A 26,131-nucleotide genomic window follows, 5' to 3' on the forward strand; every position below is an offset into this window, starting at 1 on the left:
ACACACAGTTAACAACGGATTAAGTCCCGGTCTCGTCGCCTCTGACATCTCACAGGTCACAGATGTCACACCTTGTATGGCGGAAAACGAGCCCTTCCGGGTTACGACACGCGCTGACCCTTCCCCAGCGCGATCACACCGCCCTTGGACACCGTGTAGAGCTCCGCGTCCCGCTCGGGATTGACGCCGATCGTGGCGCCCGGCGGCACCTCGACGTTCTTGTCGAGGACCGCCCCGCGCACCACCGCACCCCGCCCGATGTGCACGTTGTCGTGCAGCACCGACCCCTGCACCACCGCGCCCGGGTCGACCACGACACCCGGCGAGAGCACGGACCGTGTGACCTGCCCCCGGATCAGGCAACCCGCACTGATGATCGACTCACTGGCCATGCCGCCGGCGTTGAACCGGGCGGGCGAGAGCTGGTTGGAGTGGGTGTAGATCGGCCAACTGCGGTTGAAGAGGTTGAAGGCGGGGCGCTCGGCGATGAGGTCCATGTGGGCGTCGTAGTACGCGTCGAGCGTGCCGACGTCGCGCCAGTAGCCGCGGTCGCGGTTGGTCTCGCCGGGCACGTGGTTGGCGCTGAAGTCGTACAGCTGCGCCTCGCCCCGGTCGGTGAGCTGGGGCAGGATCGAGCCGCCCATGTCGTGCACGGAGTTCTCGTCCTCGGCGTCCCGCTGCAGCGCCTCGATCAGGGACTTGGTGGTGAAGATGTAGTTGCCCATCGAGGCGAAGACCGTCTCCGGGTCGTCGGGCAGGCCCGGCGGGTCGGCGGGCTTCTCCAGGAAGCGCTCCACCGTCAGGCCGTCCGAGCCCGGCGAGATCACGCCGAAGGACGACGACTCCGCGCGCGGGACGCGGATCCCGGCCACCGTCACGCCCGCGCCGCTCTCGATGTGCTGGGCGAGCATCTGGCGCGGGTCCATGCGGTAGACGTGGTCGGCGCCGAAGACGGCGACGTACTCGGGCCGTTCGTCGTAGATCAGGTTCAGGGACTGCAGGATCGCGTCCGCGCTGCCCAGGTACCAGCGCGGGCCGAGCCGCTGCTGGGCCGGGACCGGGGTGACGTAGTTGCCGAGCAGGCTGGACATCCGCCAGGTGGTGGTGATGTGCCGGTCCAGCGAGTGCGACTTGTACTGCGTCAGCACACAGATGCGCAGGATGTCGGCGTTGACGAGATTGGACAGGACGAAGTCGACGAGGCGGTACGTGCCGCCGAAGGTGACCGCTGGTTTGGCGCGGTCCGCGGTCAGGGGCATCAGACGCTTGCCCTCTCCGCCCGCCAGTACGATCCCGAGCACCGAAGGTCCACCACGACGCATGGCCGCTCCCCTCACCGTGGTTGATCCATGCCTGCCCCTGAGCAGGGCGGAGTAAGCCTGTTCGAGGATCTTCCCGCTGTTCTTTTCCCGTTCGAGGTCTACTCCTGTTTGTTCGAGGTCTGTTCCTGTTCGAGGATCCCCTCGTACAGCCGGACCGTACGCCGGGCCACCGTGTCCCAGCCGAACTCTCCGACCGCGCGCTCCCGTCCGGCCTCGCCCATCCGCCGGGCCGTCTCCGGGTCGCCGAGCACGGTGTCCAGCGCCTGCGCGAGCTCCGCCTCGAAGGCCCGGTCGTCCTCGTCGACGGTCACCAGCAGGCCGGTCTTGCCGTCCGCGACGACCTCGGGGATGCCACCGACCCGGGAGGCCACGACGGGCGTGCCGCAGGCCATCGCCTCGAGATTGACGATACCCAGGGGCTCGTACACGGAGGGGCAGACGAAGACGGCGGCGTGCGTGAGGAGCTGGATCACCTCGGGACGCGGCAGCATCCGCGGGATCCAGTGCACCCCGTCGCGCACCCGGCTCAGCTCCTCGAAGAGCTCGCGGAACTCGCGGTCGATCTCCGGAGTGTCGGGAGCGCCCGCGCACAGCACGACCTGCGCGGCCGGGTCGATGTCCCGTGCCGCCCGGAGCAGATGGGGAACGCCCTTCTGCCGGGTGATACGGCCGACGAACAGGACGTAGGGCCGGTCGGGGTCGACGCCGATGCGCGTAAGGGCGTCGGTGCCGTGGTCGGGCTGGTAGAGGGTGGTGTCGATGCCGTTGTGCACGACGTGGACCCGGGCCGGGTCCAGCGTCGGATAGCAGCCGAGGATGTCCTCGCGCATGGCGCCGGAGACGGCGATCACGGCGTCGGCGGCCTCGATCGCGGTGCGCTCGGCCCAGCTGGACAGCGCGTATCCGCCGCCGAGCTGTTCGGCCTTCCAGGGGCGCAGGGGCTCGAGGGAGTGCGCGGTCATCACGTGCGGGATGCCGTAGAGCAGCTTGGCGAGGTGGCCGGCCAGGTTGGCGTACCAGGTGTGCGAGTGGACGAGTTCGCGGCCTTCGAGCCCCGCGGTCATGGCGAGGTCCACGGAGAAGGTGCGCAGGGCGTCGTTCGCGCCGTCGAGGGCGGGCCAGGGGCGGTGGCGTACGACGCCCTCCCCGCGGCCCTCGCCCCAGCAGTGCACGTCGAGGTCGACCAGCGCCCGCAGTTCCCGGGCGAGGAACTCCACATGGACGCCCGCGCCGCCGTACACGTCCGGGGGGTACTCCCGGGTCAGCAGTCCCACACGCACCCGGACCCCCTGATCTCAATGGCTGGTTCCCTTCATGGTCACCCAGAAGCGGCGTGCGGGGAAGAGCGCGGGGGTCGTGTGAAGCAACAGTCGCCGCAGACGCCTCCCCCGGGTACCCGGTAGTACAGGCAGCAGCTGCGCCGCCGGAAGGCGGTGCCGGCAAGGGTGCCGGTCGCCGCGAGCAGAGGGTGCTCGAGGAGCTCGGCGGCGAGGGTTCGTGCCTTGGCACCGGCCTCGGTACGGCCGTGCGCCCGCGCCCAGCGGTCCAGTTCCCGCGCGCCGCCCGCGAGAGCGGAGGCCGCGTTGCCCCACAGCAGGCCCTCGGCGACGCGGTACGAGGCGCGCAGGGCCGCCGTCAGCGGCAGGAGGTGGCCGTCCAGCACCACCTCGGCCACCGTCGCCGCGTCCCCGGGCAGCGGGCGCACCTCGGTCAGCCACAGATCGTCGGGAGCACCCGCGCCCGGGTTCCAGCGCACCAGCCGCGGGTCGAGGTCGGGAATCCGCCCGTACAGGACGGCACAGCCGAGCGTCGCCGACCACAGCCGGGCCGCGAGGGCCTGGTGCGCGACGGAGGCCGCGATCCGCGCCTCCGGGGCCCGCAGGCTGTCCGCCACCTTGTCGACACGAAAAGTCAGAGAATTTCCATAAACATCCGATGTTCTGTTCGCGTAGGTCGCAGCCAGTGTCGGCAGTGTCGCGTGCGGCGCTCCTGCCCCGCGTAGGACCGTGCGCAGGGCGAAGAAGCCGCCGAGAGGGCGGAGCGCGGCGAGATCGGGGTCGAGGTCCACGACCAGAAGTAGTACCAAGGCCGGTAGGACCCGCGATCAGGTGGTCTGTCCCGTCGTCACCCACCTGAGGGAGGACACCGGTCCCGTCGTACTCCATCGGCAGTAGGACCCATTGCCTGCTCAGGGACGACGACGGGAACAGCGCGAGAGGGCATCGTGTTGGTTATGACAGCCGACCGTTCGCCGCGCCGGGCCCCGGGCCCCGGCTTCACGCAGAGGAGCAGCTCATGAGCGCCCTCGCGTTGTCCGTGCTTCTGTCGCTCGTCTCCGCCGTCGCTTACGCGGCCGGGGCGATCGTGCAGGAGCAGGTCGCGGTGTCCCATCCCGACGAGCAGTACGCACCGCTGCGCCGGCCGGGCTGGTGGGCGGCGGTCGCACTCAACGGTGTCGGCGGCCTGCTGCACGTGGTGGCGCTCGCCTACGGCCCCCTCAGCCTGGTCCAGCCCCTGGGCGCACTGACCATCGTGTTCGCTCTGCCCATGGCGGCGCTGTTCGTCGGCCGCAGGGCCGGGGCGACCGCCTGGCGGGGCGCGATCATGGCGACGGTGGGTCTCGCGGGCCTGCTGTCCCTGGTCGCCGCGTCGGAGGCGCAGTCCCTGGACACGGCCCAGCGCGTGGCCGTGGCCGTGGTGACCGGCAGCGTGGTCGTGACCCTGATGATCGCGGGCCGGGCGGCGCACCGGCACCCGGCGGTGCGCAGCATGCTGCTCGCGACCGCCTCCGGCATAGCCTTCGGCATGTCCTCGGTGTTCACGAAGACGGTCGCCGTCGACTGGACCAACGGGGTCTCGGCGGCGGATGTCCCGTCCCTGGCCGTGATAGGCGTCTTCGCCACGGCCGGCATGCTGCTGTCGCAGGCCTCCTACCGGGGCGCCGGGCTGGCGGCCCCGCTGGCCACGCTGACGGTGGTGAACCCGGTGGTGGCGGCCGCGGTCGGCATCACGATGTTCGGCGAGACGTTCCGCTACGGCACCACGGGCACCGCCCTCGCGCTGAGCTGCGGCGTGGTCGCGGCGGGTGGCCTGATCCTGCTCACCACCGAGCGGATCACCCGTACGTCCGAGGAGGCGGCGGCAGCCGAGCCGGTGGCCGCCGAGGAACTCCGCGCCGTGCTTCCCGAGCGGCCCGTCGCCCCGGCGCGCGAGGTGGTGCGCGAGGAGGTGTTCGTCCCCGCGCCCGTCCCGGCCCTGGAGGGTGCGTACGACGCCGAGGGCTCCGGCTACGACGACGTACTGGTGCCCGTCTACGGCCCCTTCTACGGCGGCCCGTACGTCTTCCCCCGGCCCGTCCTCGACCGGCACCGGACGCGCGTCAAATCCTGACCCCGCCGCGCCGCAGGTAGGCCAGCGGGTCGACGTCGGTACCGAAACCGGGCCCCGTCCGCACCTCGAAGTGCAGATGCGGGCCCGTGCTGTTGCCCGTGGAGCCGGAGCGGCCGATGCGCCGGCCGCCGTCGACCGTCTGCCCGCTCTTCACGGAGATCGCGGACAGGTGCGCGTACTGGGTGTACCGGCCGTCGGCGTGCCGGATCACCACCTGGTAGCCGAAGGAGCCGCCCCAGCCGGCGCTGACGACCTTGCCCGCCGCGACCGCCTGCACGGCGGTGCCGGTGGGCACGGGGAAGTCGACGCCGGTGTGGTAGCCCTTCGACCAGGAGGAGCCCGCGGCGTGGTAGGGCGTACCGGTGGGGGCGTTGACGGGGGCGACGAGGATGTGGCCGGTCGTCGTCGCCTTCTCCTCGGTGGCCTTCCCGGTGGCCTTTCCGGTGCTCGAGGAGGTCCTCGCCGTGCCGGTCTGGGCACTGCTCCGGGTCGTGGTCGTGGCCGCCTCGGCGCGCAGTCTCAGCCGCTGGCCCGGCAGGATCAGGTCGGGGTCCGCTCCGATGGTCGTCCGGTTGGCGGCGTAGAGGCGCTGCCAGCCGCCGCGGACGTCCTGGGCGTCGGCGATGCCGGAGAGGGTGTCGCCGCGGACGACCGTGTACATCTCGGCGGTGCCCGCCCGCGACTGGGGCGTGGTCTGCGGCTGCACGTCCTGCAGGGAGCTCTTCGCGGACTTCGCCGGCGTACCGTTCGGGTGGAGGTCTGGGGTGTCGCCGCCCCGGGACAGTCCGGCCCGTACCGAGCAGACCGGCCAGGCACCCGGCCCCTGTCCGTCCAGCACCTTCTCCGCCACGGCGATCTGCTGGTCCTTGGTGGCCAGATCCGCGCGGGGCGCGTACTCGGTGCCGCCGTACGCCTCCCAGGTGGACCGGGTGAACTGCAGTCCGCCGTAGTACCCGTTGCCGGTGTTGATGTTCCAGTCGTTGCTCGACTCGCACGCGGCGACCTTGTCCCAGGTGTCCACGTCGGCCGCGTGGGCTGCGCCGGTGCCGATGAGCGGGATCGCCATACCGGCGCCGCCCGCCGTCACGGTGAGCGAGGCACGGTTGATCCTGTTCGGCTGATACCGGCGGTGCCGGCCGCGTACGGCCATATCGGAGCCCCCTCGACATGCGTCAGGAGGGCCAAAAGTAAGCGGGCCGAACAGGCCATGACAAGACGGCAATCGGCCGCCCTGGCTCTCGAACGACCCCGTGTGAACCGCAGTTGGGGAACGGCTGAGGCGGGTGGGGCCTTCCGTGCGTATCTGCGTACGCAATGTCGACACACCCCGGACGCGCGGTCGGCGTACCGGCAAGTCAGGATGGCCGCAGCAGCAATACTGGCGGGCAGGAACCGGCACCACGCTTCCAGGATCTATAGGAGCCAACGGTATGAGCACTTCAGCGCAGATCGGCGTCACGGGTCTCGCGGTCATGGGCAGCAACCTCGCCCGCAACTTCGCCCGCAACGGCTACACGGTCGCGGTGCACAACCGGACGGCGGCGCGCATGCACGCGCTGATCGAGGAGTTCGGGCACGAGGGCGATTTCGTCGCGGCCGAGACCGCCAAGGAGTTCGTGGCGGCGCTGGAGCGGCCGCGGCGTCTGGTCATCATGGTGAAGGCCGGTGACCCGACCGACGCGGTGATCCAGGAGTTCGCCCCGCTGCTCGAACCCGGCGACATGATCATCGACGGTGGCAACGCGCACTTCGCGGACACCCGGCGCCGCGAGCGCGAGCTGCGCGAGCAGGGCATCCACTTCGTCGGCACCGGCATCTCCGGCGGCGAGGAGGGCGCGCTCAACGGGCCGAGCATCATGCCGGGCGGCTCGAAGGAGTCGTACGAATCCCTCGGCCCCATGCTGGAGAAGATCTCCGCGAAGGCGGCGGACGGCGCGCCCTGCGTGACGCACGTCGGGCCCGACGGGGCAGGGCACTTCGTGAAGATGGTCCACAACGGCATCGAGTACGCCGACATGCAGCTGATCGGCGAGGCCTACCAGCTGCTGCGCGACGTCGCCGGGTACGAGCCCGCGCAGATCGCGGAGATCTTCCGGACGTGGAACACGGGCCGCCTGGACTCCTACCTGATCGAGATCACGGCCGAGGTGCTGTCGCACGTGGACGCGGCGACGGGCAGGCCGTTCGTGGACGTGGTGGTCGACCAGGCGGAGCAGAAGGGCACCGGCCGCTGGACGGTCCAGATCGCGCTGGACCTGGGCGTTCCGGTGTCGGGCATCGCGGAGGCGGTCTTCGCGCGTTCCCTCTCCGGCCACGCGGCGCTGCGGGATGCCTCGCGCGGGCTGGCCGGGCCGAAGGCGCAGCCGCTGAGCGCCTCCGAGGCCGGGGCCTTCGCCGACCGGGTGGAACAGGCGCTGTACGCCTCGAAGATCGTGTCGTACACGCAGGGCTTCCACGAGATCGCCGCGGGCAGCGAGGAGTACGGCTGGGACATCGACCTCGGCGCCGTCTCCTCGATCTGGCGCGGCGGCTGCATCATCCGCGCCGCCTTCCTCGACCGCATCCGCGCGGCGTACGACGCCCGGCAGGACCTGCCGAGCCTGCTGTCCGACGAGACGTTCGCGCAGGAGATCGCCGCGGCCCAGGACGACTGGCGCGAGGTCCTGATCGCGGCCACCCGCCAGGGCGTCCCGACGCCGGGCTTCGCAGCGGCCCTCGCCTACTACGACGGCCTGCGTTCGGAGCGCCTGCCGGCGGCGCTCACGCAGGGGCAGCGGGACTTCTTCGGTGCGCACACGTACCGGCGCGTCGACCGGGACGGGGCGTTCCACACGCTGTGGGGCGGGGACCGGTCGGAGGTGTCGGCCTAGCGGTCGGGCGTACGGAACGACGGTGGGTGCCTGAACGGGCGCCCACCGTCGTCTTGTCGGCCTCTTCGGCGTTTCCAGCCTCTTCGGCCTCGTGGGCTCAGATGCCGGTGAGCGGCGGTCCCGGTTCGGGGTTCGGTACCGGCTCCGGGCCCGGTGGGATCGGGGACGGGGAGGGTTCCGGGACGGGGCGGGGACCGGGGCTCGGCGGCGGCTCCGGCGGCGGGGTCGGTTCGGGGGCCGGGGGTGGTTGAGGCGTCGGGACCGGGTCGGGGTGCGGCTCGGGGTGCTGGGGATCCGGGCCCGGCGTCGGCCCCGGCGGCACGGGGTCGGGGTACGGGTTGGTCATGATGTCCTCCGGCCGGTCGGTGAACCTTGGCTCTGGACTACTCCCCCGCGTACCCGGCGCCCGCGCCGCCACTCACCCGCCGGTGTCGAGGCGCGAGGCCAGGTGGACCAGGAGGGTGCGCGGGTCAGAATCGACCGGGGTGGGCCACCAGCCAGTCCTTCGCCGCCCTGAGCAGTTCGGGGTCGGCGGCCGGGGCCTCCTCCGGGTGGCGCTCGGCCCACTTCGTGACGTACGGGCACAGCGGGGCCACCGGGACGCCCTCGCGCGCGGCGACGGCGTACAGCTCGCGCGCCAGCGAGCCCGCGATGCCCTTTCCCTCGTGGGCCGGTTCCACGATGGTGTGCACGGGAACGAGAGCCCGCTCCGGGGAGTCCAGGACGAAGTACTCGATGTGGCCGACGACTTCGTCTCCCCCGAGGGCCTCCAGGCGGCCCGCCGACCGGTCGTCGCGGATCTCGATGTCGCTCATGGGCACGCTCCTGGTCCGGGTGAGTGGATCAGGCCGGTACGGCCTGCGGGCTGCGCTCCTGGTCCGAACCCGGCACCGGCTCCGAGGGGTCCGACCCCAGGTCCACGATCCGGTTGGCGCGGTCCACGTGCACGACGCGCGGCTTCAGCGCCCGCGCCTCGGCGTCGGTGACCTGAGCGTAGCTGATGATGATCACCAGGTCGCCTGGGTGGACGAGGTGGGCGGCGGCACCGTTGATACCGACGACGCCCGAGCCGCGCTCGCCCTCGATGACATACGTCTCCAGGCGGGCGCCGTTGGTGATGTCGACGATGTGGACGAGCTCGCCGGGCAGCAGGTCGGCGGCGTCGAGCAGGTCCGCGTCGATGGTCACGGATCCCACGTAGTGCAGGTCGGCCTGGGTGACGGTGGCGCGGTGGATCTTGGACTTGAACATGGTGCGCAGCATGGAGAAACTCCCGATCTGTCTGCTCCCTGCCCGCTTTTTGCAGGTCAAGGGCGGTCTCCGGAGCGTACAACGATTCGCATGTCCGGTCAGCTGTCCCCTGGTGTTCCAGAGCTCACACTGACCTCTTGCTGACTTTTCCAACGGACCATCAGATCGCTGCCCTGGCCGACCACTGGGACTTCGCCCCCTACCAGCCCGCCTGCAAGACCGTCCGGGGCGAGCCATCGACACCACGACCAGCCCATGATCACGCCGACTGGAGTGAGGTACCGCCTCTTGTCAGGCGTTCTCGTCGTGGATCCGCGCTGCCAGGTCCTCCGCCCCTCCAGCGCCCACGTCTTGAGCTCTTCGATCTGGCGGGAGGTGAGCCCGTACGCGGCGTAGTCCTCGTCCTCATACCAGTCCGCGCCGGTGAGCCGGTCGCGGAGGTCTTCAAGACTGAACTCGTCGTGGGCGCGGCGGCGGCCGAGGGATTCGAGGTCGGCGATGGAGCGGTGGCGGGAGGCGGCCTGAACGTCGATGAGGTCGCGGACGGTGCCGCGGTCGGCGAGGGCGCGGACCTTGGTGCCGATGACGTCGTCGAGGGAGAGGACAGGGCCGTAGGGGGTCTGGGCAGGTGGGGCCCAGAATGCCTCCTTGAGGACGTCCACTTCACACTCCTCGCCGGTGTCCGGGTCGGTGACGAGGAACCGGCCGCTGAGAGGGTCGGTCTGGACATGCGTGGTCCGCCAGCCGCGCGCGGCGAGGCCGGTTGTGAGGGAGGCGACGAGGCCAGGTGCTGGCGGACATTGACACGCTCCAGGTCGAGGTCGTCGGGAGCGATGAGGATTTCCGGGTCGCGGTTGGCGACGTGGAAGAAAATGATCACGCCCTCGCCCGCGCGGATGGTCACGCCGCCGATGGTGACGTCATCGACGGCAGTGCGGCGCAGCCCGCCGTGCACGATGGACAGGTAGCGCAGGAGCTCCTCAACCGCGTTCGCGACCTGGTCCGGTCCGCCCAGGATGTGCGGGATCTGATCGGGGTGGCGCAGCAGCGTGACAGTGCTCAGCGCGATCATGTTCGCCGTCGTCTCGTGCCCGGCGAACAGCAAGAAGGCGCCCAGGTCGGCGGCGTCCTGGTCGGTGATGACCCCCTCGTCCACCTCGACCGCACGAGTGGTCACGTCGTCGCCGGGAGTCTCGCGCTTGACCTGCACAAGGCGAAGGCGCTCGATCACGTCGTCCTGCGTGTCGTAGCCGGCCTCTTCAGGCACGGCGACGGACTCGACGGAGCCGACCACAGCCCCGGCCACGGACACCGAGTCCGCGTCGCCAAACTCAGACCGACCCGTTGCCGACTTCCGTGACACGTCGTCAGGCGGGCTGCGCCGGCTGCGGGCACGGCCGCGAGGGCTCCATCTGGTACCTCGGCGAGGTCAGTGGCACCCACAGGGCCGGAACGATCAGCCGTCGGCGGCACCCGGCTGCCGATAGGGCCGCAGCGCGCGGCGCGCTATGGCGAAACGGTGCGTCTCCGACGGGCCGTCGTAGATCCGGAACGGCCGCACCTCCCTGAAGAGGCGGGCCAGCGGGGCGTCGGCGGCCGAGACGCCGAGCGCTCCGCAGATCTGCACCGCCCGGTCGACCACCCGGTTCACCGCCTCCGCCACGAAGGTCTTGGACACCGAGGTGAGCTGAGCAGCGGCGGCGGAGCCGGTGTCCAGCTCCCAGGCGGTACGCAGGATCAGGGCGCGGCTCGCCTCGATGTCGATCTCGGAGTCGGCCAGCATCTGCTGGACCATACCGAGGTCGCCCAGCGCCGAGCCGAACGCCATCCGGCTGCCCGCCCGCTCCAGCGCGACGTCCTGAGCACGGCGGGCGGCCCCCAGCCAGCGCATGCAGTGGGTCGTCCGGGCGGGACCGAGCCGGACCTGGGCGCCTTCGAAGCCGCGGTCCACCGCGCCGAGCACCTGCTCCTCCCCCACCACGCACCCCTCGAAGACGATCTCGCTGTGCCCGGCGAAGAGCGACTCGTCCAGGGTCTCGATGGTCCGGACGATGCTCATGCCGGGGGTGCCGGCGTCGACCAGGAACATGGTGGCGCCGCCCGGGTCGCCGGGGCCACCTGAGGTCCGGGCCATGACGATGGCGAAGCCCGCTCCTTGGGCACCGGTGATGAACCACTTGCGCCCGTCGATGCGCCAGCCGCCGGGCACCCGGGTCGCGGTGGTCCGCAGGGAGCGGGGATCGGCACCCGCTCCCGGAGCCGGTTCGGTCATGGCGAAGCAGGACCGCGTCCCGCCCGCGGCGAGCGGACGCAGATACCTCTGCTTCTGCTCTTCGGTGGCCACCTTCTCCAGCAGGTGCATGTTTCCCTCGTCCGGGGCCGCGCAGTTCAGCGCCAGCGGTCCGAGCAGCGAGTATCCCGCCGCTTCGAACACCACCGCCTGCCCTCGCATGTCGAGCCCGTGTCCGCCCCACCGCGTCGGTACGTGCGGAGCGAACACCCCCGCGTCGCGGGCGGCCTTCTGCAGAGTTTCCCGCAGTGCCTCGGGGGCGTCGTGCACGGACCCGCCGCACTGACGCTCGGCCGGAATGACCACCTCGCGCACGAACTCGGCGGTGGCCGCGGCGAGTTGAGCGACGGTCGGATCGACATCGAACTGGATGGGCACGGGACCTCCCGCCGACGGGCGTACGGGCATCGGCGCCCGTCGCATCCTAGAAACTGTATAGCGTCTTCAGTATCTTGCCGGGAAGCACCCGGCGACGGGAAGACGACAGGAGAAACGCCATGAACCTCCCCGTGAGCACCGAGCCGGTCCGGATCGTCCGCCATCCCGACGGAGTGACGGAGCTGAGGCTGGACGATCCCGGTCGGGGCAACGCCCTGGATCTGAGGACGGCCGAGGCGCTGCGGGACACGGCCTTGGAGGTGGCCGCGGACCCGGGCGGCGCGGTCCTGCTGCGGGCGACGGGCGGCAGCTTCTGCGTGGGCGGCGACCTGCGGGCATTCGCCGGTCGCGGTGCGAACACCGGCGCGTACGTGCACGCCGTGGCCGGCGCCGCGCACGCCGCGATACAGGCCCTGCACGAACTGCCGGTGCCGTTGGTGACCGCCGTGCGCGGCGCGGCCGCGGGCGGCGGGGTCGGGCTCGCCCTCGTGGGGGACATCGTCCTGGCCGCCCGGTCCGCTCGGTTCCGGCTGGCGTACACGGCAGTCGGGCTCACGCCGGACTGCGGGGCATCGTGGCTCCTGCCACGCCTCGTGGGCCCCCGAAGGGCGGCGGACCTGATCCTGACCAATCGGGTCCTGACCGGCGACGACGCCGAACGGTGGGGCCTGGTCTCCCGGTCGGTGGACGACGAGGAACTGGACGACGCGGCGCATCGGACCGCGGCCGGTCTGGCCGCCGGCGCCGGTGGCGCGCTGCAAGCCGCGAAGGGCCTGCTGCGCGCCGGAACCGGCGAGGAGTTGCGCCACCACCTCGCCGAAGAGGCGCGGCTGATCGCCGTCCTGGCGGGCGGCCGGGAGGCACAGGACCGCATGGCGTCGTTCCTCGCCGCGGGGGGCCGCCCGAGGGCGGGCGACAGCCGGGCCGAGGCCAGGGAATCGGAAAGTGTTTCTTGAGTTCCTCTTCACTAACGGGCCCGCCGAGGCGTAACCTCCGGGCAACACAGAACCGAGGAACCGGTCACCACAGAACCGGGGAAAAGGTGTGGCGATGCAATCTGCTGCCGTGGACCTTCCGGACGCATCCGACGAGCCTCTCACCGAAGCCGTCGTCGACCTCGTTCTGCGTGGAATGTGGCGCGGTCGGCCGGAGTCCGAGCACGGTCCACTGGTCGACGCCGGGCTGGCGTCGGTGAAGGGGCCGGTGGTGCTGCCGACCGAGCGCGCCAAGACCGCCGCCGCGCGGATCCTGCGCGTCCCCGCGGGCTCCGACCAGGAGGAGCGGATCACCGCGGCCTACGAGGCGTTCCTGCCGGTCAACCGCAAGATCCGCGACGTCTGCACGGCATGGCAGTGCCGTCCCGACGGCACCGCCAACGACCACTCCGACGACGCCTACGACGCCGAGGTGCGCGAGTCGCTGGAAGACGTGCACGAGGCCATCCAGCCCGTCCTGCGCAGACTGGACCGGGTGCTCGCGGGCAGCGGACGCTACCTGACGGCCCTGGAGGAGGCCCTCGACCGCTTCGACGACGGCGCGCCGGAGTGGCTCGCCTCGCCGCTGTGCGACTCGTACCACACCGTGTGGATGCGGCTGCACCAGGAACTGTTGCTCGTGCTGGGAATCAGCAGGGCCGAGGACGAGGCCCGCGAAGAGGAACTGGTCACCAGGAGCCGGGGTTGAGCGTCACCGACCGCGAGGCGGACCCGCTCGCACAGTCCGGGGTGCCCCTCGCGCCGTCCGGGACCCCGGGTCGGCTCCTGGTGCCCTACGGGCAGGGGCGGACCCGGGGCCTCGACGCCGACGAACTGGGCGCGCACGGCGCGGCGATGGACCGGCTGGTGGCCCTCGGCCTGCCGGTCGTGCCCGGGCTCACCGTGCCAGCAGGCGCCGCCGCGTCGCTGCGCGATACCGCCACCGCCGAAGCCGCCGTGGACCTGGTCGAGCAGCTCTCGGGGCGGCGCATCGGGGATCCGGCCCGGCCGCTGCTGCTGCGCCTGTCGGCGAGCGCGCCGACGGAGATCGCCGGACTGCCGCCCGACCTGGCCTGTCTCGGCGTCACTCCCGCCCGGGCCGACGACCTGTGCGCCCTCATCGGGCGTGCGGACGCGCTGCACGAGGTGTGGGCCGGCACCGTACGCGTGATCGCCGAGTACGCCCTCGACGTGCCCGGCGCGCTGCTCGACGACGCCCTCCTGGACACGCCCGCGCCGCGGGCACGGGTGGAGGTGCTCCTCTCCCTGGCGGCGGAACACGGCTCCCGGCCCTTCCCCGACGACCCGGCGCAGCAACTCGCGCTGGCCGCTCGCGCCCTCCTCGGCCGCTGGGACTCGCCGCGTGCGAGAAGGTCCCGCCGAGCCCAGCGGCTCCCAGCCGACCTTGCCGTCGCCCTGCATGTGCAGGCGCTGCGCATCGGCCCGGCGGACCACTCGGGCTACGGCACGGCGGTCAGCCGCGACCCCGAGACCGGGCGCCTCTCCCCCCGGGGCTCCTTCTTCCGGGGGGTGCGCCGCAGCGCCCCGCCGCCGCACACCGGCGAGCCGCTGGACCGGCTGGCGGGCGGTGCCGCTCTGCTGGAGCACGCCCTGCTCACCCTGGAGCGGCATCTGCGTGCGCCGGTGTCGGTCGACTTCGAGGTGCGCGACGACGAGATCTCCCTGCTCGCCGCCTCGGCACAGGCCCGCCCGCCGCTCCGGGCGTCGGTGTGTCTGGCCGCGGACCTGGCCCGGGACGGGGCGCTCGGCCGCGAGGAGGCCGTACGGCGGGTCACGCCCGCGCAGGTGCAGGAACTGCTGCACCCCCGACTCCGGTTGACCGGTGGGGAGGAGCTCCTGGTGAGGGGACTGCCCGCGTCCCCGGGGGCGGCGACCGGAGCGGTCGTGCTGTCCAGTGAACGTGCCCTGGAACTGGCGGCGGACGGCACCCGGGTGGTGCTCGTGGCCGCCGAGACGACCCCGGCGGACGTCCCCGGGATGCTGGCCTCCGCCGCCGTGCTGACCGGCAGTGGCGGCATCGCCTCGCATGCCGCCGTGGTGGCGCGGGGCGCCGGCAAGCCGGCGGTGTGCGGCGCCGAGGGGCTGCGCGTGGACCTGGCCGCCGGGACGGTGCGCTTCGGGGAGCGGGTGGTGCGGGAGGGCGACCAGGTCTCCCTGGACGGCCGTACCGGCGCCGTGTACGCGGGGACGCTGAGCGTCAGTGTGGCCGGGCCGCCCCCGGAACTGTCCACCTTGCTGGAGTGGGCGGACGGCGCGCGCCGGCTGGGCGTGCGGGTCAACGCCGACACCGCCGCCGAGGTGGACACGGCCCTGGCCCTGGGCGCGGAGGGTGTCGGGCTGTGCCGTACGGAACACCAGTTCCTCGGCGAACGGCTGCCGCTGATCCGCCGGGTGCTCCTGGCCGCCGACCCGACCGCCCGCGACGAGGCGCTGCTGGCGCTGGAGCGCGCCCAGCGCGAGGACTTCCACGCGCTGCTGAGCGCGATCGGGAACCGCCCGGTGACCGTGCGCCTGCTGGATGCCCCGCTGCACGAGTTCCTGCCCGCGCCCGGGCACGCCATGGACGCGGCCGAGGAGCAGCGGGCCGCCGCGCTGCGCGAGGCGAACCCGATGCTCGGGCTGCGCGGTGTGCGGCTGGCACTGCTGCACGAGAGGCTCTACCCGGCGCAGGCCGAGGCGCTCTTCACCGCCTGGGCCGATGTCGCCGCCACCGGAGTCCGGCCGGAGCTGGAGGTGATGATCCCGCTCGTCAGCCTGCCGGAGGAACTGGCGGCCGCGGCCGCGTACGTACGCGGTGCCGCCGGCGCCGTCGCCGCCCGCACCGGGGTGGAGGTCCCGTACCGGCTCGGCACGATGATCGAGACCCCGCGGGCCGCGCTGCTGGCCGGCGAACTCGCCGAGCACGCCGAGTTCTTCTCCTTCGGCACCAACGACCTCACTCAGCTCACCTACGGCTTCTCCCGGGACGACGTCGAGCGGCAGGTGCTCGCCTCCTACCAGGAACGCGGGTTCCTGACCGCCAGCCCGTTCGCCCGGCTCGACCCGCACGGGGTGGGCACCCTGATCGGCCTGGCGGCCGAGCGGGCACGGGGCGTGCGGCCCGGTATCAAGCTGGGCGTGTGCGGTGAGCACGGTGGGGATCCGGAATCGATCGCGTTCTGCGACGACCTCGGCCTCGACTACGTGTCCTGTTCCGCGCACCGCGTGCCGGTGGCCCGGATGGCGGCCGCGCACAGTGCCCTGCGGGAGCGGCGTGACGAGAGCGGGAGCGCACGATGACGAGCACCGTCACCGACGGCACGATCCTGTCGGACACCGAGCTGGAAGACCTGCGCGAGACCGTTCGCTCGGTGTGCGCGGACGCCGGCGGCACCGCCGCGGTGCGCCGGCTGTCCGAGGAGGCCCCCGGCATCGACGCCGGCTTGTGGGACACCCTCGGCCGGCAGGTCGGTCTCGCGGCCCTCGGCCTGCCCGAATCGGCGGGAGGCATCGGCGGCCTCGCCGAGATCGCCGCCGTCTGCGAGGAGTTGGGCAGGACACTGGCACCGGTACCGCTGCTGTCCTCCACCGTGCTGGCCGGGCAGGTGCTGGCCGCGTGCGGTACGGACGGCAAGGCGCTGGCCGAGCTGGCCGAGGGCACCGTGCATGCCCTGGCGGTGGCCGCTCCCGACGGAACCTGGCGGGCCGACGCCGTGCCGGTGGCCGCCTCCTGGCAGGGCAGCGTCCCCCTGCTGAACGGCACGGCGCCGTTCGTCCTCGACGGCGCCGACGCCCGGGCGCTGGTGGTGGCCGCGGCCGGCACGGATGGCGTCGACCTGTTCCTGGCCGACCCGCGTGAGCCGGGAGTGACGGTGCGCCGGGTACCCACCCTGGATCTCAGCCGGGGCCAGGCGGTGGTCACCTTCTGCGGTGCCCGGGCCCGGCCGCTGACCGTCGGCGGCGAGGGGGCGGACATCGTCTCCCGCGCCCTGGACGTGGCCCTGGTGGCTCTCGCCGCCGAGCAACTGGGCGGAGCGCAGGCGGCCTTGGACATGACGGTGGCCCATGTGCGCGACCGTACCCAGTTCGGCAGGGCGATCGGAGGCTTCCAGGCGGTCAAGCACGCCTGCGCCGACATGCTGCTCCAGGTCGAGGCCGCACGGTCGGCCGTGGTGCGCGCGGTCCGGGCGGACGGCTCGCCTCAGGCGCTGGCCGAGGCGGCGGCGGTGGCACAGGCGTGGTGCGGCGAGGCGTTCGTCTCCGTCGCCGCCGAGTGCGTGCAGTTCCACGGCGGGATGGGCTTCACCTGGGAGCACGACGCGCACCTGTACTTCCGGCGTGCCCAGTCCGACGCCGTGCTACTGGGCGGCGCCGCACACCATCGGGAACGGCTGGCCGGGCTGCTGGGCTGGTGACGTGGAAGGAGGGACGGGACATGACCACGAGGCTCATCGACGAGTCGTTGTTCGAGAACCGGGACTTCGGCGACGGAGAATCACCGCGTCTCGCGGGCGCCCGCTGCTCCGGGTGCGGCACCGTCGTCTTCCCAAGGCAGGACTCGTGCCCCAGGTGTCCGGACGGGGTGATGTCGGTGCGGGTGCTGCCGGTGAGCGGGCGCGTGTGGTCATGGACGCTTCAGTCGTTCCCGCCGAAGCCGCCGTACCGGGCGCCGTCAGGCGGCCACCGGCCCTATCACGTCGGCTATGTGGACCTCGGTGAGGTGCTGGTCGAAGCGCGGCTGGCGGTGCCCCGCGCGGAGATCCGGATCGGGCTGCCGGTCCGGCTCACCACGGTGCCCGCGTACCGGGACGAGGACGGAACCGAGGTGGTGACCTTCGGGTTCCGCCCGGAGCGGGACGGGGAGCGATGAGCCGGCCCGACGACGTGTACGTGGTCGGATGCGGCATGCATCCCTTCGGGCGCGACGAGAGCCTCAGCGCAATGGACATGGCCGAGCGTGCGGTACGCGAGGCGCTGGCCGACGCCGGCGTCGCCTGGCAGGACATCGGCTACGCGGCCGGCGGCTCCGACGTGTCCGGCAAGCCCGACACCCTGGTGGGCCGTCTGGGCCTGACCGGACTGCCGTTCGTCAACGTGCAGAACGGCTGCGCGACGGGTGCATCCACCGTGCTCGCGGTGGCCAGCGCGCTGCGGGCGGGCGAGGCGTCCCTGGGACTGGCGGTGGGGTTCGACAAGCACGAGCGGGGCGCGTTCCACGTCTCCGCCGCCCGCTACGGCCTGGGCGACTGGTACGCCGAGACCGGCATGATGCTCACGACCCAGTTCTTCGCGCTGAAGACCCAGCGGTACCTGTACGAGCACGGGATCTCGGAGCATGCACTGGCGATGGTCGCCGCGCGAGCCTTCCGCAACGGCTCGCAGCACCCCCTGGCCTGGCGGCGCAAGCCGCTGACGGAGCGGGAGATACTGGACTCCGCCGAGGTCAGTCCCCCGCTCACCCAGTACATGTTCTGTTCGCCCGGACAGGGCGCGGCGGCGCTGGTGCTCGCCCTCGGCGACCGTGCGTTCGATCTGTGCGAACGGCCGGTCAGGCTGGCGTCGCTGGCCCTCCGGACCCGGCGGTTCGGTTCGTTCGAGGTGTTCTCGCCCTGGCTGCCGCCGGGACCGCACCACAGCCCCAGCGTCGACGCCGCTCAGGCGGCCTTCCGCACGGCGGGGGTGCGGCCCGCGGACGTACAGGTCGCCCAGTTGCAGGACACCGACAGCGGCTCGGAGCTGATCCACCTGGCGGAGACCGGGCTGAGCGGTCACGGCGAGCAGGAGGACCTGCTGGCGTCCGGGGCCACCGGTCCCGCGGGCCGCATACCGGTCAACACCGACGGCGGCTGCCTGGCCGGCGGGGAGCCCGTCGGCGCCTCGGGGTTGCGTCAGTTCCATGAGGTCGTACGGCAGTTGCAGGGCCGGGCGCCCGGTGCGCAGGTGCCGGGCGCTCCCCGGGTGGGCTTCACCCATGTGTACGGGGCGCCCGGGATCAGCGCGTGCTCGGTCCTGACGGTGTGAAAGGCGGTGAGCAAGCCATGCGGCACGGCGACAGAACCGCACTGGTGACCGGCGGGGCAAGCGGAATCGGTCTGGAGATCGGCCGACAGCTCGCGGACCGGGGGCTGCGGGTCCTCATCGGGGCGCGAAAACCGGCGGCGGCCGAGGAGGCGTGCCGAGCCATCGGCGGGGCGGCCTTGCCGCTGGCCCTGGACGTGACCTCCGCGAAGAGCGTCACCGCGGCGGTCCGGGAGGCCCGGGAGCTGACCGGCGGGGTCGACGTCCTGGTGAACAACGCGGGAGTGTCTCTGGACGGGGAGCTGCGGCCCCCGTACCTCGACGAGGACATTCTGCACGCCACATTGGACACCAACCTCACCGGCGCCTGGCGCGTGACGGAGGCCGTCGTCCCGGGCATGGTGGAAGCCGGCTACGGCCGGGTCGTGAACGTCACCAGCTCGTACGGTTCGCTGGCGCTGATGGACTCCGGCCGGCACCCCGCCTACCGGATCTCCAAGACGGCGCTCAACGCCCTGACCCGTATGCTCGCGGCCGAGTTGGCCGGCACGGGAGTCCTGGTCAACGCCGGCGACCCCGGCTGGACCCGCAGCGGTATGGGCGGCCCGTCCGCCCCGCGCGGCCCGGAGGAGGGCGCGGACACCCCGGTCTGGCTGGCGACCCTTCCCGAGGGCGACGGGACGACGGGCGGGCTGTTCGCCGACCGCAGGCCACTGCCCTGGTGAACCGCGTCAGGTGCGTGACCCGGCCTGCTCCGCCGGCTTCTGCTCGGCGGCGACGATGCGCAGCGCCAGCGCCCTGACCGCCTCCAGTACGGACCGGGAGGGCAGCTGGGACAGTGGTCCTCCCTGCGCCCGCAGCGCGGTGACGAGCATGGTCGTACTGATCAGCGTACGGACCGCGAGCGCCTGTGCGGCGTGCCGGGCCTTCGCCGCCCGGGGGCTGCGTGTGGTGCCCTCGGGCAGATAGTCGTAGCCGCGCTGGATGTGGCGCTGTTCGAACTCGTCCCGCAGCACCTTCACGTTGCCGCTGGCGGAGGCGATCTGGACCTGGTACAGACGGGCCTCGTCCGGGTTCTGCTCCACCCAGTCCCACACGGCGTCGATGACCCGGACCAGGCCCTCCGCATCACCTGGCTCGGACGCCGGCCGGGCCGCCTCCACGACCTCGTTCAGCTGGTCGAAGACCCGGCGCATGGCGAGTTCGAGCAGCTCATCCTTGCCGTCGAAGTGGTAGTAGACGGCCGTGGAAACCACCTGGGCCTCGTCCGCGATGTCCTGAATACTGGTCTCCGCGAATCCGTTGCGGCCGAACACCCGCACGGCGGCGGTGATGATGTGCTGCCGCCGCGAGGGTCGGTGGGCGGGCTGCTTGCCGTTCTTCGTGGTGGCCATGATGCTCCCTGCCGGCTGCCGTGAACGCCGCGTCCTCGGTCCCTGAGTACTGACGATTCTATCCAGTAACTCCAACCACCCGTCCGCATAATTCCTGCTGCTTGCGCGCCTCTGGAGCGCCGAGATCACGGCATACTTGACACCATGACGACATCCGGAACCCGCGCCGCTCACCGTCCGTCGCGCAAGCAGTGGGTGATCGAGGCGGCCACGGAGTTGTTCGCCACCCAGCCGCCGGACGAGGTGACGGTGGCCGACATCGCCGCTCGTGCGGAGATGACCTCGGCGGCGGTGTACTACCACTTCTCCTCCAAGGACCAGGTCCTGGCGGAAGCGATGCGGGCGTTCGCCGCCGCGCTGCGCGAGCAGCTGGAGGCGCTCACGGACGCCCATGAGCCCGGTTCGGACGTGGGGGCGGCGGTCACCGCACTGCTGGCCTGGCTGGGCGAACACCGGTCCGCCGCCACCGTGTTCTTCGTGTCGTCGGCCGGCATGAGCCAGGAAGCGGAGACGCTGCGCCAGGAGAGCCGAACAGAGTCGCTGAACGAGCTGGTGCGGCTGATCCGCAAGGCCCGCGAGTCCGTCTCCGACGCCGAGGCGGCGGTGATCGGCCTGGGCCTGCTGGCGCTGCTGGAGACCGCGGCGATCTCGCAGGTCCGGGGCGACGACGTCTACCGGTCGCTGGGACACCGCTTCTTCGTCCGCGAGGTCGGCGATCTCGCCGAGCGGATCGCCGACCCCGCCCGATAGGTCTTGGACCTGCGGCCTCGGCTCACACCAGCAGGCGGAGGGGCTTGCGCAGCAACTCCCCCACCGTGCGCAGATATTCGGCGGCGGGTGCTCCGTCGACGGCGCGGTGGTCGAAGGTGAGGCTCAGGGTGAGCACCCGCGTCCGCAGGGGCCGGTCGTCCACCCACTCGACACCGTCCCTGAGCCTGCCCACCCCGAGGATCGCGACATTGCCGGGATTGATCACGGGGGTGAAGAAGTCGACGCCGTACCCACCGAGCGAGGTGACGGTGAAGGTGGCCCCTTCCAGCTGCGCCGGGGAGATCCGCCCCTCGCGGGCGGCCTGGGCCAGGGACCGCGACCGGCGGGCGATCTCGGGCAGCGGCAGCGCCACCGCGTCCTCGATCACGGGGACCATGAGTCCGCCCGGGACGGCCACGGCGAAGCCCATGTGGACGCCGTCGAGCAGATGGATACCGTCCCCCCGCACCGTCGCGTTGAGCAGCGGGTGCTCGCGCAGGGCCAGGGCGGCGGCCTTCAGCAGGAAGTCGTTGACGGTGGGCACCGGCAGTTCGCTGTCGGCCCACTCCTCCTTGAGCCGGTCCCGCAGGGACACCACGGCGTCCATCCGCACCTCGTAGCCGTGCGTCAGCTGTGCCATCTCCTGGAGGCTGGCGTGCATCCTGCGGGCAATGGTGCCGCGCATTCCGGTGAGCGGGAGGACGTCGCCGGGCTGAGGGGCCGCGTCCCGGCGGGGAGGCGGCGGAGCGACGGCGGCGAGGTCGGACCGGCGGATCCGGCCGCCCGGCCCGGTGCCGTTCACGTCGGCGAGGTCGATGCCCCGCTCCTTCGCCAGCTTGCGTACCAGCGGCGAGGAGGGAACACCGCCCGCCGGGACGTGTGCGACGAGTTCGCCGGGACGGGCCGCGAGGAAGTCCTCCACGTCCTCGGACACGATCCGGCCGCCCGGCCCCGTGCCGCGTACGGCGGTGAGGGCGACGCCGGCGGCCGCGGCGACCCTGCGGGCGTTCGGCGAGGAGAGAAGCCGGTCACCGGTGCCGCTGACGGATGACGCCACGGCAGCACCGCCGGCGTGGGGGGCCGCACCGCCGCCGTTGAGGGGAGCCACGGCAGCCGTATCCGCGCTGGGCGTCAGCGCACCCGCCGCCCGGGGCGGCTGCTCGCCCTCGGCCAGCAGCCAGCCGATGAGGGCCCCGGCCGGGACAGTGGCGCCCGCCGGGACCACCGGGTGGAACCGTCCCCCGGCCTCCGCCTCGACGTCCACGTCGACCTTGTCCGTGGCCAGCCGCAGCAGTGCGTCGCCCTCCGCGACGGCCGCGCCGGCGGGCACCAGCCATTCGTCGATCGTGCCTTCCTGCATGGTCAGGCCGATCTTCGGCAGCAGAACCTCGACCGCCACGTCGGTCACGACCTTTCGAGCAGGCGCCGGCAGCCCTGGGCGATGCGGGCGCGATCGGGCACGTACGCCTTCTCCAGGACCGGCGAGAAGGGCACCGGGGAGAAGGGGGCACCGATGCGCAGGACCGGCGCGTCCAGGTGGTCGAAGACGGCGTCCTGGATCTGGGCGGCGATCTCCGCGCCGAGCCCGCCGAAGGTGACGGCCTCGTGCACCACGAGCACCCGGTTGGTGCGGCGGACGGAGGCGAACATCGTCTCGGTGTCCAGCGGCTGCACCGTGCGGGGATCGATCACTTCGATCTGCACGCCCTCGGCCGCGAGTTCGTCGGCCGCCGCCAGGGCTTCTCCCACCATGCGGCCGAGAGCGATCACCGTGACGTCGGAGCCCTGCCGGGCGGTGTGCGCCCGGCCCAGCGGGATGCCGTAGATCTCCTCGGGCACCTCGCCGGGGCTGCCGAGCAGGACCTTGTTGAGCATGACGACGACCGGGTTGTCGTCCCGGATGGCCGAGACGGTCAGGCCCTTGGCGGTGTACGCGTCGCACGGCATCACCACCTTGAGGCCGGGCACGTGGGCCAGCCAGGCCTCCAGGCTCTGGCTGTGCTGGGCCGCGGCGCCGAGACCCGCCCCGGAGGCGGTGGTGATGGTGAGCGGCACGGACACCGCGCCGCCGAACATGTACTTCATCTTCGCCGCCTGGTTGACGATCTGGTCGAGGCAGACGCCGATGAAGTCCATGAACATCAGGTCGACGACGGGGCGCAGACCCCGGGCGGCGGCTCCCACGCCGAGGCCTACCAGTGCGGCTTCGGAGATCGGGGTGTCGATCATGCGGCGGGGGCCGAACTCGTCGAGCAGGTTGTCGAACATGCGGAAGACGCCGCCGTATCCGGCCACGTCCTCGCCGGCGACGAAGACGTTCTCGTCCTCGCGCATGGCCTGCGCGAGACCCTCGTTGAAGGCCTTGACGTAGGTCAGCTTGCGGGAGGCGGCGACCGGGGGGACACCCGGCGCTTGGGTGGTGGTAGTCATGGCGGTCATCCCGAGTAGACGTTGAGCAGCAGGTCGGCGGGTTCGGGCAGCGGGCTCGCCTCGGCGTACGCGACGGCCTCGGCGATCTCGTCGCGCGTGCGCCGCCATACGCCGTCCAGCTCCGCCCGCGTCGCGGCGCCGTCGGCGACCGCCCGGGCCTCGATCAGGTCGATGGGGTCGCGGGCCTTCCACTCGGCGACCTCCTCGTCCGAGCGATAGGGATGACGCAGGCCCTTGACGCCCTGGTGGTCGAAGTAGCGGTAGGTCTTGGCCTCGATCATCATCGGGCCCGCGCCGGACCGGGCCCGTGCGACGGCCTCGGCGGCGGCGCGGTGGACGGCGACGGCGTCCATGCCGTCGACGATCACGCTGGGCATGCCGTAGGCGGCGGCCCGGTCGGCGACGTCGGTGAGGAGCATGTGCCTGGACTGCGGGGTGAACTCCGCATAACCGTTGTTCTCGCAGACGAAGATGACGGGCAGGCCGAGGATCGCGGCCATGTTGGCGCCCTCGTGGAAGGCGCCGATGTTGGTGGCGCCGTCGCCGAAGAAGGTCACGGCGACGCTGTCCTCGCCCTTGTACCGGGCGGCGAAGGCGGCGCCCACGGCGATCGGGACGCCCGCACCGACGATGCCGTTGGCGCCGAGCATGCCGCGGGCGAGGTCGTTGATGTGCATGCTCCCGCCGCGGCCCAGGCATGCGCCGGTGACCCGGCCGTACAGCTCGGCGTACATCTCGCGGAATCCGACGCCCTTGGCCACGGCATGCCCGTGGCCGCGGTGGGTGGAGGTGATCTGGTCGTCGTCGCGCAGGGCCGCCATCACGCCGGCGGCCACGGCTTCCTGGCCGACGTAGAGGTGCAGGAAGCCGGGCAGTTTGCCCGCCTCCATGAGCTTTCCCGCCTCGGTCTCGAAGAGCCGGATGCGCACCATGCGCTCGTGCAGGTCCCTGATGACCTGTGTGCTGACCTGCGCGGATTTCTTCGACGCCGTTGACGCTCGTTGAGCCATCGTCCGCCCCTTCGCCCGAGGGAGGTTGCCAAGCAATCGGACTTACTTGTGCCGGTCTACAGTAACCAGTACCGGGCACCTTACTGAACAGCGTCTCTAATTACTATGCCCCGCGCCGGAGTCGCGGCCCCGCGCGTCCACCAACTCCACGACGTTGCCTTCGGGATCCGCCCAGAAGCTGATCCGCCGGCCGCGCGCCCGGACGACTACCGGGTCCGACAGAGGCCGGGCGCCCGCGGCCGGCAGCGCCGCCACCACCGGGCCCATGTCGTCGAAATGGAAGGTGAGATACGACAGCCCCGGACGCCCGGCCGGCAGGGGCGCCGCATATGCCGACCCGGGCACCGACCGGGGCAGGATCAGCTTGACGCACCCTCCGGCGGGCACCCGCAGCCAGACGACCACCAGCTCGCCGCCGAGCCCGGCCGGGCCCGCGACGGACTCCGGTACGCGTGAGCGGCGCTCGGCGCGACAGCCGATCACGTCGCAGTAGAAGCGCTCCATCGGCTCCAGGTCCCGTACCACCAGACCCACCTCGAACGGCCGCGTCATGACCATCACTCCCACCCCCACGGGACACCGAGCGGCAACTTCGACACTTTCTATTGACAGACCACACTAAGTCCTGTTGTCGTTTCGGACACAGCCCAGCTGTCGCATTCCGAAGCCGGTCACCGGCTCGCGGCTGGGAGGATTGTGAGGACATCGTGGTCCAGACCAGTTCGCCGGAGATTCGGGAACCAGACGCCGAGCGCAGGACGACGGCCTCGGCTCCCTCCGCCCCCTCGGCCCCGTCGCCCCCCTCGGCCCCCGAATACTCGTCGTGGATCAGCCGGGACCGGTCCACCGACGCCGCGTCCGTGACGATGCGTCGGGAGGCGGCCGAACTCGTCGAGCGCGTGATGGCGCACTACCGCGACAACACGACGCACGAGGCGGACGGCCAGTGGACGGAACCCGTGGCCAACTACCTCGACGCCGACCGCTGGCAGCGCGAGACGGACGCCGTACACCGCAGCGTCCCGTTGCCGCTCGCCATGTCCTGCGAGCTTCCCGGACCGAACACCTACAAGGCGATCGACGTGCTCGGCATCCCGGTGCTGATCACCCGCGACCGGCAGGGCGCCGTGCACGCGATGATCAACGCCTGCCGGCACCGGGGGGCCAAGCTCCTCGAACCCGGCTGCGGAGTGTCGAGGCGGCTGACCTGCCCATACCACTCCTGGTCGTACGATCTGGCCGGGGAGCTGCGGGGGGTGTACGCCGAGAAGACCTTCGGCGAGGTTCCGCGCGAAGGCCGCAGCCTCGTCAGGCTCCCGGCCGGGGAGCGCGCGGGGATCGTCTTCGTCTCGCTGGACCCGGCGGCCGAGCCCGACCTGGACGACTGGCTGGGCGATCTGCAGCCCCTGCTGGAAGGCCTCCGGCTCGCGGAGTGCCACCACTACTCCACCAACGAGCTGACCAGTCCCAACTGGAAGGTCACGCTCGACGGGTATCTGGAGACGTACCACTTCGCCTCGCTGCACCCGAAGACGGTGTTCGAGACGAACCTCTCGAACATGATGGCGCATGACACCTGGGGTCCCCACCAGCGCATCGCACCGGCCCTGCGACCCATCGCGCAGGCGGTCGACCTGCCCCCGGACCAGCGCGACCCCGGGGACTGCGTCGGGCCCATCTACTGGCTCTTCCCGGGCCTGGCGATCGCCGGCGGCTGGCGCCAGAAGATCGCCGTCTCCCTGGTGCTCCCCCGCACGGCGACCGAGTCGGTGACCCAGCAGATCATCCTGCTGCGTCAGCCGGCGGTCACCGAGGAGGAGCGCCGGGCCGCCGACCGGTTCGGCGCATGGTTCCACGAGGTGGTCCGCGACGAGGACTACGCGACCACCTACGGAGTCCAGCAGGGCCTGAAGGCCCTGAACGGGACCGACTTCGTCTTCGGACGCAACGAGCCCGGGCTCCAGCACTTCCACCGCACCATTCACCGACACCTGGACAGTGGCGCCGAAGCAGCCCCCAGAGCCGCCAGGTGAGCAACCAACAACACTTGCGGG

General features: G+C 71.9%; 23 protein-coding genes and 2 pseudogenes. 11 read left to right on the forward strand and 14 right to left on the reverse strand.

Annotation, left to right across the window (positions count from 1 at the left end; genetic code table 11):
* Positions 1 to 101: 101 nt before the first annotated feature.
* The 3 genes from glgC to ABZO29_RS07220 all read right to left on the reverse strand — a co-directional run bounded on the left by glgC (position 102) and on the right by ABZO29_RS07220 (position 3,408).
* A complete protein-coding gene (gene glgC, locus ABZO29_RS07210) occupies positions 102 to 1,322 on the reverse strand; it encodes a glucose-1-phosphate adenylyltransferase (RefSeq protein ID WP_367319300.1) in 1,221 nt (406 codons plus the stop codon).
* Between the two features lie 98 nt (positions 1,323 to 1,420).
* Positions 1,421 to 2,596, reverse strand: a complete 1,176-nt coding sequence (glgA, locus tag ABZO29_RS07215) for a glycogen synthase (protein ID WP_367319301.1) — start codon at positions 2,594 to 2,596, stop codon at positions 1,421 to 1,423.
* 44 nt (positions 2,597 to 2,640) lie between these two features.
* Entirely contained in the window at positions 2,641 to 3,408 is a 768-nt protein-coding gene (locus tag ABZO29_RS07220) for a (2Fe-2S)-binding protein (protein ID WP_367319302.1), read from the reverse strand.
* 209 nt (positions 3,409 to 3,617) lie between these two features.
* On the opposite strand from ABZO29_RS07220, the gene ABZO29_RS07225 reads away from it, so the two are divergent.
* The gene (locus ABZO29_RS07225; protein WP_367319303.1) at positions 3,618 to 4,712 is read left to right on the forward strand and encodes a DMT family transporter; all 1,095 of its coding nucleotides are present in this window, start codon (positions 3,618 to 3,620) and stop codon (positions 4,710 to 4,712) included.
* Here the strand turns inward: ABZO29_RS07225 and ABZO29_RS07230 are convergent.
* Positions 4,702 to 5,862, reverse strand: a complete 1,161-nt coding sequence (locus tag ABZO29_RS07230) for a transglycosylase family protein (RefSeq protein WP_367319304.1) — start codon at positions 5,860 to 5,862, stop codon at positions 4,702 to 4,704. The two genes, ABZO29_RS07225 and ABZO29_RS07230, sit on opposite strands and share 11 nt — an antisense overlap.
* Positions 5,863 to 6,142: 280 nt before the next feature.
* Between ABZO29_RS07230 and gndA the strand changes: the two genes are divergently transcribed.
* Positions 6,143 to 7,582 carry an NADP-dependent phosphogluconate dehydrogenase gene (gene gndA / locus ABZO29_RS07235; RefSeq protein WP_367319305.1) on the forward strand — a complete coding sequence of 480 codons (1,440 nt, stop codon included), beginning with the start codon at positions 6,143 to 6,145 and terminating at the stop codon, positions 7,580 to 7,582.
* A gap of 470 nt (positions 7,583 to 8,052) precedes the next feature.
* On the opposite strand, the gene ABZO29_RS07240 is transcribed toward gndA, so the two are convergent.
* From ABZO29_RS07240 to ABZO29_RS07260, 5 genes and pseudogenes are all read right to left on the reverse strand, one after another.
* Complete coding sequence (locus ABZO29_RS07240) at positions 8,053 to 8,397, reverse strand: GNAT family N-acetyltransferase (RefSeq protein ID WP_367319306.1); 345 nt, start codon at positions 8,395 to 8,397, stop codon at positions 8,053 to 8,055.
* Positions 8,398 to 8,425: 28 nt separating this feature from the next.
* Entirely contained in the window at positions 8,426 to 8,845 is a 420-nt protein-coding gene (gene panD / locus ABZO29_RS07245) for an aspartate 1-decarboxylase (protein WP_367319307.1), read from the reverse strand.
* A gap of 279 nt (positions 8,846 to 9,124) precedes the next feature.
* Positions 9,125 to 9,615: pseudogene (locus tag ABZO29_RS07250) on the reverse strand (nucleotidyl transferase AbiEii/AbiGii toxin family protein); the annotation flags it as partial.
* A 71-nt stretch (positions 9,616 to 9,686) separates the two neighbouring features.
* A pseudogene (locus ABZO29_RS07255) lies at positions 9,687 to 9,905 on the reverse strand (cytochrome P450); the annotation flags it as partial.
* Positions 9,906 to 10,289: 384 nt separating this feature from the next.
* Entirely contained in the window at positions 10,290 to 11,501 is a 1,212-nt protein-coding gene (locus ABZO29_RS07260; protein WP_367319308.1) for an acyl-CoA dehydrogenase family protein, read from the reverse strand.
* A 119-nt stretch (positions 11,502 to 11,620) separates the two neighbouring features.
* On the opposite strand from ABZO29_RS07260, the gene ABZO29_RS07265 reads away from it, so the two are divergent.
* From ABZO29_RS07265 to ABZO29_RS07295, 7 genes are all read left to right on the forward strand, one after another.
* Positions 11,621 to 12,457, forward strand: coding sequence for an enoyl-CoA hydratase/isomerase family protein (locus ABZO29_RS07265; RefSeq protein WP_367319309.1), 837 nt, complete (start codon positions 11,621 to 11,623; stop codon positions 12,455 to 12,457).
* A gap of 94 nt (positions 12,458 to 12,551) precedes the next feature.
* A complete protein-coding gene (locus tag ABZO29_RS07270) occupies positions 12,552 to 13,184 on the forward strand; it encodes a hypothetical protein (RefSeq protein ID WP_367319310.1) in 633 nt (210 codons plus the stop codon).
* Entirely contained in the window at positions 13,181 to 15,775 is a 2,595-nt protein-coding gene (locus ABZO29_RS07275) for a putative PEP-binding protein (RefSeq protein ID WP_367319311.1), read from the forward strand. Before ABZO29_RS07270 ends, ABZO29_RS07275 begins: the two co-directional genes overlap by 4 nt.
* Positions 15,772 to 16,890, forward strand: a complete 1,119-nt coding sequence (locus tag ABZO29_RS07280; protein WP_367319312.1) for an acyl-CoA dehydrogenase family protein — start codon at positions 15,772 to 15,774, stop codon at positions 16,888 to 16,890. The genes ABZO29_RS07275 and ABZO29_RS07280 overlap by 4 nt, the downstream gene beginning before the upstream one ends.
* Positions 16,891 to 16,910: 20 nt before the next feature.
* Positions 16,911 to 17,345 carry a Zn-ribbon domain-containing OB-fold protein gene (locus ABZO29_RS07285; protein ID WP_367319313.1) on the forward strand — a complete coding sequence of 145 codons (435 nt, stop codon included), beginning with the start codon at positions 16,911 to 16,913 and terminating at the stop codon, positions 17,343 to 17,345.
* Positions 17,342 to 18,496: a thiolase family protein gene (locus ABZO29_RS07290; RefSeq protein WP_367319314.1), complete on the forward strand. Its 1,155-nt coding sequence runs from the start codon at positions 17,342 to 17,344 to the stop codon at positions 18,494 to 18,496. Before ABZO29_RS07285 ends, ABZO29_RS07290 begins: the two co-directional genes overlap by 4 nt.
* Before the next feature lie 17 nt (positions 18,497 to 18,513).
* The gene (locus ABZO29_RS07295) at positions 18,514 to 19,218 is read left to right on the forward strand and encodes an SDR family NAD(P)-dependent oxidoreductase (RefSeq protein WP_367319315.1); all 705 of its coding nucleotides are present in this window, start codon (positions 18,514 to 18,516) and stop codon (positions 19,216 to 19,218) included.
* Positions 19,219 to 19,224: 6 nt separating this feature from the next.
* Here the strand turns inward: ABZO29_RS07295 and ABZO29_RS07300 are convergent, their stop codons facing one another.
* Positions 19,225 to 19,887: a TetR/AcrR family transcriptional regulator gene (locus tag ABZO29_RS07300; RefSeq protein ID WP_367319316.1), complete on the reverse strand. Its 663-nt coding sequence runs from the start codon at positions 19,885 to 19,887 to the stop codon at positions 19,225 to 19,227.
* 144 nt (positions 19,888 to 20,031) lie between these two features.
* Between ABZO29_RS07300 and ABZO29_RS07305 the strand changes: the two genes are divergently transcribed.
* Positions 20,032 to 20,637, forward strand: a complete 606-nt coding sequence (locus tag ABZO29_RS07305; RefSeq protein ID WP_367319317.1) for a TetR/AcrR family transcriptional regulator — start codon at positions 20,032 to 20,034, stop codon at positions 20,635 to 20,637.
* A 22-nt stretch (positions 20,638 to 20,659) separates the two neighbouring features.
* Here ABZO29_RS07305 and ABZO29_RS07310 read toward each other — a convergent pair whose 3' ends face one another.
* From ABZO29_RS07310 to ABZO29_RS07325, 4 genes are all read right to left on the reverse strand, one after another.
* A complete protein-coding gene (locus ABZO29_RS07310) occupies positions 20,660 to 22,045 on the reverse strand; it encodes a dihydrolipoamide acetyltransferase family protein (RefSeq protein WP_367319318.1) in 1,386 nt (461 codons plus the stop codon).
* Positions 22,042 to 23,067 (reverse strand): alpha-ketoacid dehydrogenase subunit beta, encoded by a 1,026-nt coding sequence (locus ABZO29_RS07315; RefSeq protein WP_367319319.1) that lies wholly within the window; start codon positions 23,065 to 23,067, stop codon positions 22,042 to 22,044. Before ABZO29_RS07315 ends, ABZO29_RS07310 begins: the two co-directional genes overlap by 4 nt.
* A 5-nt stretch (positions 23,068 to 23,072) precedes the next feature.
* Positions 23,073 to 24,077, reverse strand: coding sequence for a thiamine pyrophosphate-dependent dehydrogenase E1 component subunit alpha (locus ABZO29_RS07320; RefSeq protein ID WP_367319320.1), 1,005 nt, complete (start codon positions 24,075 to 24,077; stop codon positions 23,073 to 23,075).
* A 96-nt stretch (positions 24,078 to 24,173) separates the two neighbouring features.
* Positions 24,174 to 24,629 carry a VOC family protein gene (locus tag ABZO29_RS07325; RefSeq protein ID WP_367319321.1) on the reverse strand — a complete coding sequence of 152 codons (456 nt, stop codon included), beginning with the start codon at positions 24,627 to 24,629 and terminating at the stop codon, positions 24,174 to 24,176.
* Between the two features lie 314 nt (positions 24,630 to 24,943).
* Here ABZO29_RS07325 and ABZO29_RS07330 point away from each other — a divergent pair, with 314 nt between their 5' ends.
* On the forward strand, positions 24,944 to 26,110 hold the full coding sequence (locus ABZO29_RS07330; RefSeq protein ID WP_367326068.1) for an aromatic ring-hydroxylating dioxygenase subunit alpha: 1,167 nt from the start codon (positions 24,944 to 24,946) through the stop codon (positions 26,108 to 26,110).
* The last annotated feature ends 21 nt before the right edge of the window (positions 26,111 to 26,131 follow it).

The sequence above is a fragment of the Streptomyces sp. HUAS ZL42 genome (assembly GCF_040782645.1).
Classification (GTDB): Bacteria; Actinomycetota; Actinomycetes; order Streptomycetales; family Streptomycetaceae; genus Streptomyces.

Coding starts and splice junctions, on each gene's coding strand:
- ABZO29_RS07330 (WP_367326068.1), top strand. CDS start 24,944: ATGCGTCGGGAGGCGGCCGAACTCGTCGAGCGCGTGATGGCGCACTAC.
- ABZO29_RS07280 (WP_367319312.1), top strand. CDS start 15,772: ATGACGAGCACCGTCACCGACGGCACGATCCTGTCGGACACCGAGCTG.
- gndA (WP_367319305.1), top strand. CDS start 6,143: ATGAGCACTTCAGCGCAGATCGGCGTCACGGGTCTCGCGGTCATGGGC.
- panD (WP_367319307.1), bottom strand. CDS start 8,845: ATGCTGCGCACCATGTTCAAGTCCAAGATCCACCGCGCCACCGTCACC.
- ABZO29_RS07285 (WP_367319313.1), top strand. CDS start 16,911: ATGACCACGAGGCTCATCGACGAGTCGTTGTTCGAGAACCGGGACTTC.
- ABZO29_RS07265 (WP_367319309.1), top strand. CDS start 11,621: ATGAACCTCCCCGTGAGCACCGAGCCGGTCCGGATCGTCCGCCATCCC.
- ABZO29_RS07270 (WP_367319310.1), top strand. CDS start 12,552: ATGCAATCTGCTGCCGTGGACCTTCCGGACGCATCCGACGAGCCTCTC.
- ABZO29_RS07225 (WP_367319303.1), top strand. CDS start 3,618: ATGAGCGCCCTCGCGTTGTCCGTGCTTCTGTCGCTCGTCTCCGCCGTC.
- ABZO29_RS07325 (WP_367319321.1), bottom strand. CDS start 24,629: ATGACGCGGCCGTTCGAGGTGGGTCTGGTGGTACGGGACCTGGAGCCG.
- ABZO29_RS07295 (WP_367319315.1), top strand. CDS start 18,514: ATGCGGCACGGCGACAGAACCGCACTGGTGACCGGCGGGGCAAGCGGA.
- ABZO29_RS07305 (WP_367319317.1), top strand. CDS start 20,032: ATGACGACATCCGGAACCCGCGCCGCTCACCGTCCGTCGCGCAAGCAG.
- glgC (WP_367319300.1), bottom strand. CDS start 1,322: ATGCGTCGTGGTGGACCTTCGGTGCTCGGGATCGTACTGGCGGGCGGA.
- ABZO29_RS07315 (WP_367319319.1), bottom strand. CDS start 23,067: ATGACTACCACCACCCAAGCGCCGGGTGTCCCCCCGGTCGCCGCCTCC.
- ABZO29_RS07240 (WP_367319306.1), bottom strand. CDS start 8,397: ATGAGCGACATCGAGATCCGCGACGACCGGTCGGCGGGCCGCCTGGAG.
- ABZO29_RS07290 (WP_367319314.1), top strand. CDS start 17,342: ATGAGCCGGCCCGACGACGTGTACGTGGTCGGATGCGGCATGCATCCC.
- ABZO29_RS07320 (WP_367319320.1), bottom strand. CDS start 24,077: ATGGCTCAACGAGCGTCAACGGCGTCGAAGAAATCCGCGCAGGTCAGC.
- ABZO29_RS07300 (WP_367319316.1), bottom strand. CDS start 19,887: ATGGCCACCACGAAGAACGGCAAGCAGCCCGCCCACCGACCCTCGCGG.
- ABZO29_RS07230 (WP_367319304.1), bottom strand. CDS start 5,862: ATGGCCGTACGCGGCCGGCACCGCCGGTATCAGCCGAACAGGATCAAC.